The following is a 6296-nucleotide window of genomic DNA, read 5'->3' as shown; positions in this document are numbered from 1 at the left end:
GTACCTCTTGGTGCCCCATTCTTTCGTCGCAACGTATCTCAGCCTGGCACAAACAAGCATCAGTGCCGACTCTCCATCCGGAAAACAGCCCACAACCCGTGTTCTTCTGCGTATTTCCCGGTTCAGGCGTTCAAGGATGTTGTTCGTCCTTATGCTGCGCCAGTGCTCGTGAGGGAAGTCGAGATAGGTCAGCGTCTCGGCTACGCCCTTGTGGTAAAGGTCGGCGGCAGACTTCAGGCCCATATCACGCAGTTTCTGCTCCACATCGGAGGCTTTTTTCAGCGTTGCTTCCTTGTCTTCCTGGGCGTATGTAGCCTTCAGCAGGGGCATGGCCGAAGCAAGCTTGTTGCGTGGGATCTTTGTCATCAGGTTCCTGAAAAAATGCACCGTGCAGCGTTGCCATTTCGCATCCGGGAACACTTCCGAGGCCGATTCAAGGAAGCCCAGGTGCTTGTCCGAAGTGAACAGACGAACTCCCTTCATGCCACGTTCCCTGAGGTTCACGAGGAAGCTCCGCCAGCACTCCTTGCTTTCGCTTGCGCCCTCGCATGCGCCGAGTATTTCCCGGTAGCCGTCTTCGGATACCCCGATCGCGACAAGTACCGAGACGCTGGTCATTTCGCCGCCCCAGCTGCGCTTCAGGTATATGCCGTCAACGAAGACATAGGGATATTCGCCGCCTATGGGCCTGTTTCTCCAGTCCTCGATTTTCCCGTAGACCTTCTGATTCAGGCTGCTGACGGTCGATGCGCTTACCCGCGATCCCCACAGGAGTTCCGTGACGTCTTCCACGCGGCGGACAGATACTCCTGCCAGATACATTTCAATAAGCGATTCCTCCACCGACGACTCCCTGCGTCTGTAACGTTCGATGATGGCGGTCTCGAATGGAGCCAGACGCAGCTTGGGCACGGACAGGTCGACCTCCCCGGCGGATGTCAGCAGCTTGCGGTGGTAATGGCCGCTGCGGTAGTTCCTGCGTTCGTCGGTCCGTTCATGCCTTTCCGCGTTGCACAGCTCAGCGGCTTCTTCGTCCAGCATCGTGTTGAGGGTTTCCTCGATGGTCTTTCTAATGACTCCTTTCAGGTCGTTCTTGAGATTTTCCTCGTCAATTTTGATTATATTGTTATCCATAGGATGCTCTTTTTTAGGTTGATTTGTGGTTATTTCAAATCTAAAAATTGGAACATCCTATTTTTTTATTCCCTTAAAGGAATTTGCGAAAGAAAATATACGTTACCCAGTGGCATACGCATATCAGCTTGGCGAATTGCAAAAATTTGATACGCCCAAGACGCTTGCAGAATATGGCATAACAGCCGCTCCGCAGTCATTCGTGTATATTGAAGGGTAAACGTTTTTTCTTTTCAAATCCAAAATGTCAAATTTTATCGCCGACGAAAATTAGAAATCGGTGATAAATCGGTGATAAATATGAAAAACGGCGATAAAAGTGGCGATAATTGCTTAAATCGGCGATAAAATGGCGACAAAATACCAAAAGTGGCGACAAAAAACGGCGATAAATTTGAAAAATGGCGATAAAAAGACAGCTAAATAAGTTGAAAAAAATCCACGGATTTGACTCTGTGGATTTTTAAATGGAATTCTTAACGTTGTGCTCTACGTTTTTGGATTTCGTTTAGCGGAACGCCAGAAATGCTAGAGATGTCTTCATCCGTAAATTTGGGATTGGCAAACATAGCCTCAATCCAATCGCGATCACGTTGAGCAATCTTTTCCGCGAGTTCTTCTTCTTCGATTTCGGCGATGGACTTATAACCGTAAACTTCGCTGCATTTCTTGAAATCCATTTTTAACTGCTCCTTCAGTCACCGATTTCTTGGTAAGATTTCCCTTTTTGGAACCTTAAAAAATTCAGCAGCTTTCTCTGGGGTCAATATTCCGGCATCAACCATTAGTTGAGCATCTTCTTTATGGGCATCGTCTTTTCCCTGAGCATAAGCCCCTTGTCTCTCGTAAAGCAAGTCTGTCATACCGTCAACCTCATTCAAAAGAATTTCATCGGTGTACCCTGTTAAAGATACATCTTTGATGAAATCCTTGTCAAGTAGGCTCTTTAACGCTTGTCATAAAGGTAATGCCGATTGCGTACGGGTTTTGAGTGATGACGATTCGTTGCGATTCATAATTATCCCCTTCTACAACCAACCGCTTGCAAAATCGTTCATTTTGTCAACTATAGATGGAGTGCTGTTTTAAACCTGTGATTTTACACAGAGCATTTGTTATAATATTTCTGCCAAAAATTTTGATTTTTAGGAAAAAATATTAATTATAAAGTGGTCAAATTTGACAACTTTAGAGACTGATATTGTTTTATAATAGTCAATTTAACTATTTGTCAAAAATAGTGCATTTTAACCGATTTTTCGTAAATTTAGCGAGCTTTGTTTGCTTTTGTCTAATTTCTTGATTTTTTGACAAAAATGGTTTGAGTTTGGCGGAATGGAACAGGCTAAAAAAGTTGAAAAAATCCACGGCTCTAACACCGTGGACTATTCAAATAGATTGTTTAGTGTTGTGCTCTACGTTTTTGGATTTCGTCTAACGAGAAGCCTGAAATAATGGCGATTTCTTCGTCTGTCAATTTATTGTTGGCGAGCATGGCATCGACCATTTCGAGCTTGGTATCTTTAATCTTGGCTTCAAGTTCTTCTTCTTCGACTTCGGCGATAGACTTATAGCCATAAACTTCGCTGCACTTCTTGTAATCCATTTTGAACTGCTCCCTGGCTTCGCAAAAAATGGTAATCAGTCAACGTTTCCAGGAATGAGCGACTTCTTCAGGAATATTGAAATAAGAAATAGCATCATCTTGGGTGATTTTCCCGGCTTTAAACATTGTCTTTGCAATGCTTTCATCGTGATGAGCTATCTTTTCCGCGAGTTCTTCTTCTTCAACTTCGGCGATGGACTTGTATCCATAAACTTCGCTGCATTTCTTGAAATCCATTTTGAACTGCTCCTTGGCTTCGCCTTTAAACCATTTACGCAAAAGCGTGCAAGGCGAGCGTTGCAAAAATATGCTTGCATATTTTTCCTCATAGAGGATAACTCAACTAGAGAACTGAAGTTCTAAGTTTCGTATATATTACCGAGCCGCCGCCGCGGACGCCATCGGCGTCAAATATATAAAAGTTTGAGTAAGAAAGTCTTCCGCTTCTTCGCGGGGGAGCGATGTGAGTCCCGCCATAGCCGGTTTCAGATATTTCTTTAGTTTTTCTCCGTTAAAAACATACTTTAATGCGACCAGTGCGAGTGCGATTTTGGGTGAAATTTGGGGAATTTCTTCATCCTCGAAAATGTCACTTACATCAACGATTTCCAATAGGAACGGTAGCCCGATCTTGTGATAATATTCGGGATAATTCGGGTACATCACTTCTTTTTCGATGCGATAAGGATCTTTTCCGTTGTACAAAACGATAGCTACTGTCGGGATGTTCTTCTGGTTGCGAAACATAATCTGGAACCAGTACTTGACAAGCTGCGGAATGATACCCGCTTCTGGATAGCTTTTGTGTTCTTCGATGATGCCGACAAGAAGTTCGGCTTGCTTGGGTTCGTCGCTTGCTATTTTTACGGTAAAAGCCAAGTCTCCAGCGCCGTGTGTTGCCGTATCGCTGAATGCTTCGGAAATCTCTTGCAATGTGTCGAGATTCACCGTCGCAAGGAATTGTGCGAGATTGCTGTTTTTCCGAGACGCAAGGCGAAGGAGTTCCGCTGTACGAACGGGATCCTTCAGCACTGAGCGAACGTAAGAGTCGTGCGAAAATTTTTGAGTCATAATTGCCCCTCCATTAAGCTTAGAGGTTCAAATCTATAATGGCGAATTTCAAAAAAGCAAAACTTTGCAAATTTTGCAACCAACTGCTTGCAAAATCGTTCATTTTGCCAACTATAGATGTAGCGTTGTTAAAAAACTGTGATTCACGCTACTATCATTTCTAATGAAATTTGGTATTTTAAAAAGACTTCACAGTCCTAAAAGATTAAGGAGTTTGACTATGCTTCAGAAATTGTGGAATACATGTAAAAAATGCGGATGCAATAAAACCGTAAACTCTGAAAAACTTTGCGATTCTTGCAAAGAAAAACGTCGCGAATTTTGGAGCGATATCAAGAAGATTGTGGGCGTTGGCGGTGCCGCTTTTTTAGTGCTCATCGCTGGTGGAAAATTAACGAAAAAATCCTAATCCCTATCCTTCGTCAGCGCGTATCCGCGGATAGTTTTTACTCTTGCGCCGTTTAGCTTGTAATAGCGCATTTCTTTATGGTGTAATTTTCCATTTTTTGGCGACTTGCTTGAACTGCGGTGATTTCTAATAGACGTTGTTTGCGAAGTGTCTCGCGGAAACCATTTCTCAAGCGAATCTAGCCCTGCATTTCCGAGAACGGCTAAGTCGTAAGCAATAACCTTTGACGCCCCTGCCGCTCGTGCCGTATCCAATTGCGATGAAAGCCTTGCGCTATCGGCAAGTGCGTGCGAATCGTCGGTGCGGAACAGTTCCATATCCACCCAAAATTCAATCCCGTATTGCGTACAAGTTTTCGCAATCACCCGCTCGTAATTCCCAGCGGTTGCTGTGCTGGCATGCGGCTTGCCTGCGTCGCTTGCACCGACTCCATCTTGCACTGCGATGACATCCGGCTTGAATCTCGCTGCGAAAAGTTGTTTGAAAAAGGTTTGCAGCTTTTCGGGCGTTTCCAAGTTCTGGTTGTAAAAAGGTGCTGCCATGACCTTCCAGCCTTTAGCTTGCGCTGCCTGCGTGACTGGATTCAAAAAGTGAGTTGCAAGTGCAGCCGCTGTTGCGTCTTCTCTAAGTCCGTCCCAGTAATAACGTGCAATCTCTTGCGGAATGTAAACCCCTTCAATTACGGTTTCTTTCCCGTAAAGAGCGTAAAGTTCGTCGAGTACTTTCAAATTTCGCGATGCTAAGGTGTCTAATTGCGAAACGGTCGGCGGAGTGTACCAATTTTCGCCGTCGTAATAAAGTCCGATCCATAGCTTGTTCCCGGCAGCCTTTGCTGCATCGATGCTTTTGGGGAAAAGCTGGTTATTCTTGTATTGCGTGTTCTGCAAAAAGTTCAGCTGCGAGGGGTAATACAAATGCGTCTTTTCAACAGCTGCATATTGCAATACGACCTGTTCCATGCCGAGTGCGTGCAATCGCTCGTGCATGTGGTTGATGGAATCTGCGGATTGGTAAGCTGTAGTCCAGCCTGCGTCGAAAACCCCGTCAAAATTCGCCGCCTCCGCATGCATTGAAAACCCGCTCAACAGGAGCGCAAACGAAAAACAGCAGGGGAGGAATCGTGTGACGTGCATAATAGAAATATAAACTGTTTTTTGGGGAAATGGCGAAACTCCCTACATCCAACTTTTTAGATCTCTACGATTCCTTCAAGTACGGGGAAGGTTTTGCGTAAATCTTTTTCAGCTTGCAAATCAAGTATTGCTGTGAGAATTTCTTCTTTGTTTAAGGAGCCTTCGGCAAGGACGTCGCCGTTCGGCGAGATGATGAGGGATGTGCCTGCGAGCGGCACTTTGCAAACTTGGGGGTCATGGTTTTCGCTTACGGCGTTGACGGCTGCTATATAGACTTGGTTTTCGATGGCTCGCGCCTTGAGGAGCGTTTCCCAGTGGGCACGCCGCTTGGCGGGCCAAGCCGCTTGGACGGTAATGAGATTCGCTCCTTGCTTGGTTGCTTCGCGGAACAGTTCTGGGAAACGCAAATCGTAGCAGATAAACGATGCGATTCGCCAGTTTACTGTCGTATTGTCATCCCCGACTAAGGTTGGTGAGCTTGTCGAACCATCGGGGATCTCCTTAATATTAAATAAATTAATTTTTCTGCCTGCTTTGAAGCATTCTTTTTCAGGGAAGAACAAATTCATCTTGTCGTAGCATGCGGCTTCTTGCGTATTTCCTGGCTCATAGACGCTTACGTGATTGAAAAACTTGTTTTCTCCGGTTGAATCGGCTTTTGTGATGCCTGCTCCCATGATGGTGCAGCCTGTTGCTGTCGCCACTTCGGATAGCATACGCGCGGTCTCGCCGGCAATGCTTGAATGGAAATCTCCGGCGGCTGCGTCTAAATCGGCTGGCACGTAGCCTGTCGCAAACATTTCGGGCAGCAGGATAAGGCTCCCTGCGTCGGGGCGTGCATCGAGAATCATCTTCTTTGCTCTTGCAATATTCTCGGACTTGCTTCCCTTGGCACTATCCATTTGGATTAAATAAACTTTAAGCATGCGTATAATATAAGATG

9 protein-coding genes are annotated in these 6296 nt (G+C 45.4%); 1 reads left to right on the top strand and 8 read right to left on the bottom strand.

The features are described 5' to 3' along the window. The 6 genes from IKG78_RS12910 to IKG78_RS12885 form a co-directional block, all read right to left on the bottom strand. Nucleotides 1-1134: IS256 family transposase (locus IKG78_RS12910; RefSeq protein ID WP_290944122.1), on the bottom strand; the 1134-nt coding region annotated here is incomplete at its 3' end. 476 nt (nt 1135-1610) lie between these two features. Then, nucleotides 1611-1814, bottom strand: coding sequence for a hypothetical protein (locus IKG78_RS12905; protein WP_290944120.1), 204 nt, complete (start codon nt 1812-1814; stop codon nt 1611-1613). A gap of 18 nt (nt 1815-1832) precedes the next feature. Next, entirely contained in the window at nt 1833-1997 is a 165-nt protein-coding gene (locus IKG78_RS12900) for a hypothetical protein (RefSeq protein WP_290944118.1), read from the bottom strand. Between the two features lie 539 nt (nt 1998-2536). Next, nucleotides 2537-2740, bottom strand: a complete 204-nt coding sequence (locus IKG78_RS12895; protein WP_290944116.1) for a hypothetical protein — start codon at nt 2738-2740, stop codon at nt 2537-2539. Between the two features lie 39 nt (nt 2741-2779). After that, complete coding sequence (locus IKG78_RS12890; protein ID WP_290944114.1) at nt 2780-2977, bottom strand: hypothetical protein; 198 nt, start codon at nt 2975-2977, stop codon at nt 2780-2782. Between the two features lie 138 nt (nt 2978-3115). Then, nucleotides 3116-3811, bottom strand: a complete 696-nt coding sequence (locus IKG78_RS12885) for an Rpn family recombination-promoting nuclease/putative transposase (protein WP_290944112.1) — start codon at nt 3809-3811, stop codon at nt 3116-3118. Nucleotides 3812-4031: 220 nt separating this feature from the next. Between IKG78_RS12885 and IKG78_RS12880 the strand changes: the two genes are divergently transcribed. After that, entirely contained in the window at nt 4032-4220 is a 189-nt protein-coding gene (locus IKG78_RS12880) for a hypothetical protein (RefSeq protein ID WP_290944110.1), read from the top strand. Here IKG78_RS12880 and IKG78_RS12875 read toward each other — a convergent pair. After that, on the bottom strand, nt 4217-5353 hold the full coding sequence (locus tag IKG78_RS12875) for a DUF4434 domain-containing protein (protein ID WP_290944108.1): 1137 nt from the start codon (nt 5351-5353) through the stop codon (nt 4217-4219). The two genes, IKG78_RS12880 and IKG78_RS12875, sit on opposite strands and share 4 nt — an antisense overlap. Nucleotides 5354-5409: 56 nt before the next feature. Continuing rightward, entirely contained in the window at nt 5410-6279 is an 870-nt protein-coding gene (locus IKG78_RS12870) for a nitrilase-related carbon-nitrogen hydrolase (RefSeq protein WP_290944106.1), read from the bottom strand. Between the last annotated feature and the right edge of the window lie 17 nt (nt 6280-6296).

Source organism: Fibrobacter sp., assembly GCF_017545445.1.
Lineage (GTDB): Bacteria > Fibrobacterota > Fibrobacteria > Fibrobacterales > Fibrobacteraceae > Fibrobacter.
This window is presented reverse-complemented; position numbering and strand designations above follow the sequence as displayed.

Excerpts from the sequence above, each read along its gene's own strand:
- IKG78_RS12905 (WP_290944120.1), bottom strand. The coding sequence starts at position 1,814 with ATGGATTTCAAGAAATGCAGCGAAGTTTACGGTTATAAGTCCATCGCC.
- IKG78_RS12900 (WP_290944118.1), bottom strand. The coding sequence starts at position 1,997 with ATGACAGACTTGCTTTACGAGAGACAAGGGGCTTATGCTCAGGGAAAA.
- IKG78_RS12895 (WP_290944116.1), bottom strand. The coding sequence starts at position 2,740 with ATGGATTACAAGAAGTGCAGCGAAGTTTATGGCTATAAGTCTATCGCC.
- IKG78_RS12890 (WP_290944114.1), bottom strand. The coding sequence starts at position 2,977 with ATGGATTTCAAGAAATGCAGCGAAGTTTATGGATACAAGTCCATCGCC.
- IKG78_RS12885 (WP_290944112.1), bottom strand. The coding sequence starts at position 3,811 with ATGACTCAAAAATTTTCGCACGACTCTTACGTTCGCTCAGTGCTGAAG.
- IKG78_RS12880 (WP_290944110.1), top strand. The coding sequence starts at position 4,032 with ATGCTTCAGAAATTGTGGAATACATGTAAAAAATGCGGATGCAATAAA.
- IKG78_RS12875 (WP_290944108.1), bottom strand. The coding sequence starts at position 5,353 with ATGCACGTCACACGATTCCTCCCCTGCTGTTTTTCGTTTGCGCTCCTG.
- IKG78_RS12870 (WP_290944106.1), bottom strand. The coding sequence starts at position 6,279 with ATGCTTAAAGTTTATTTAATCCAAATGGATAGTGCCAAGGGAAGCAAG.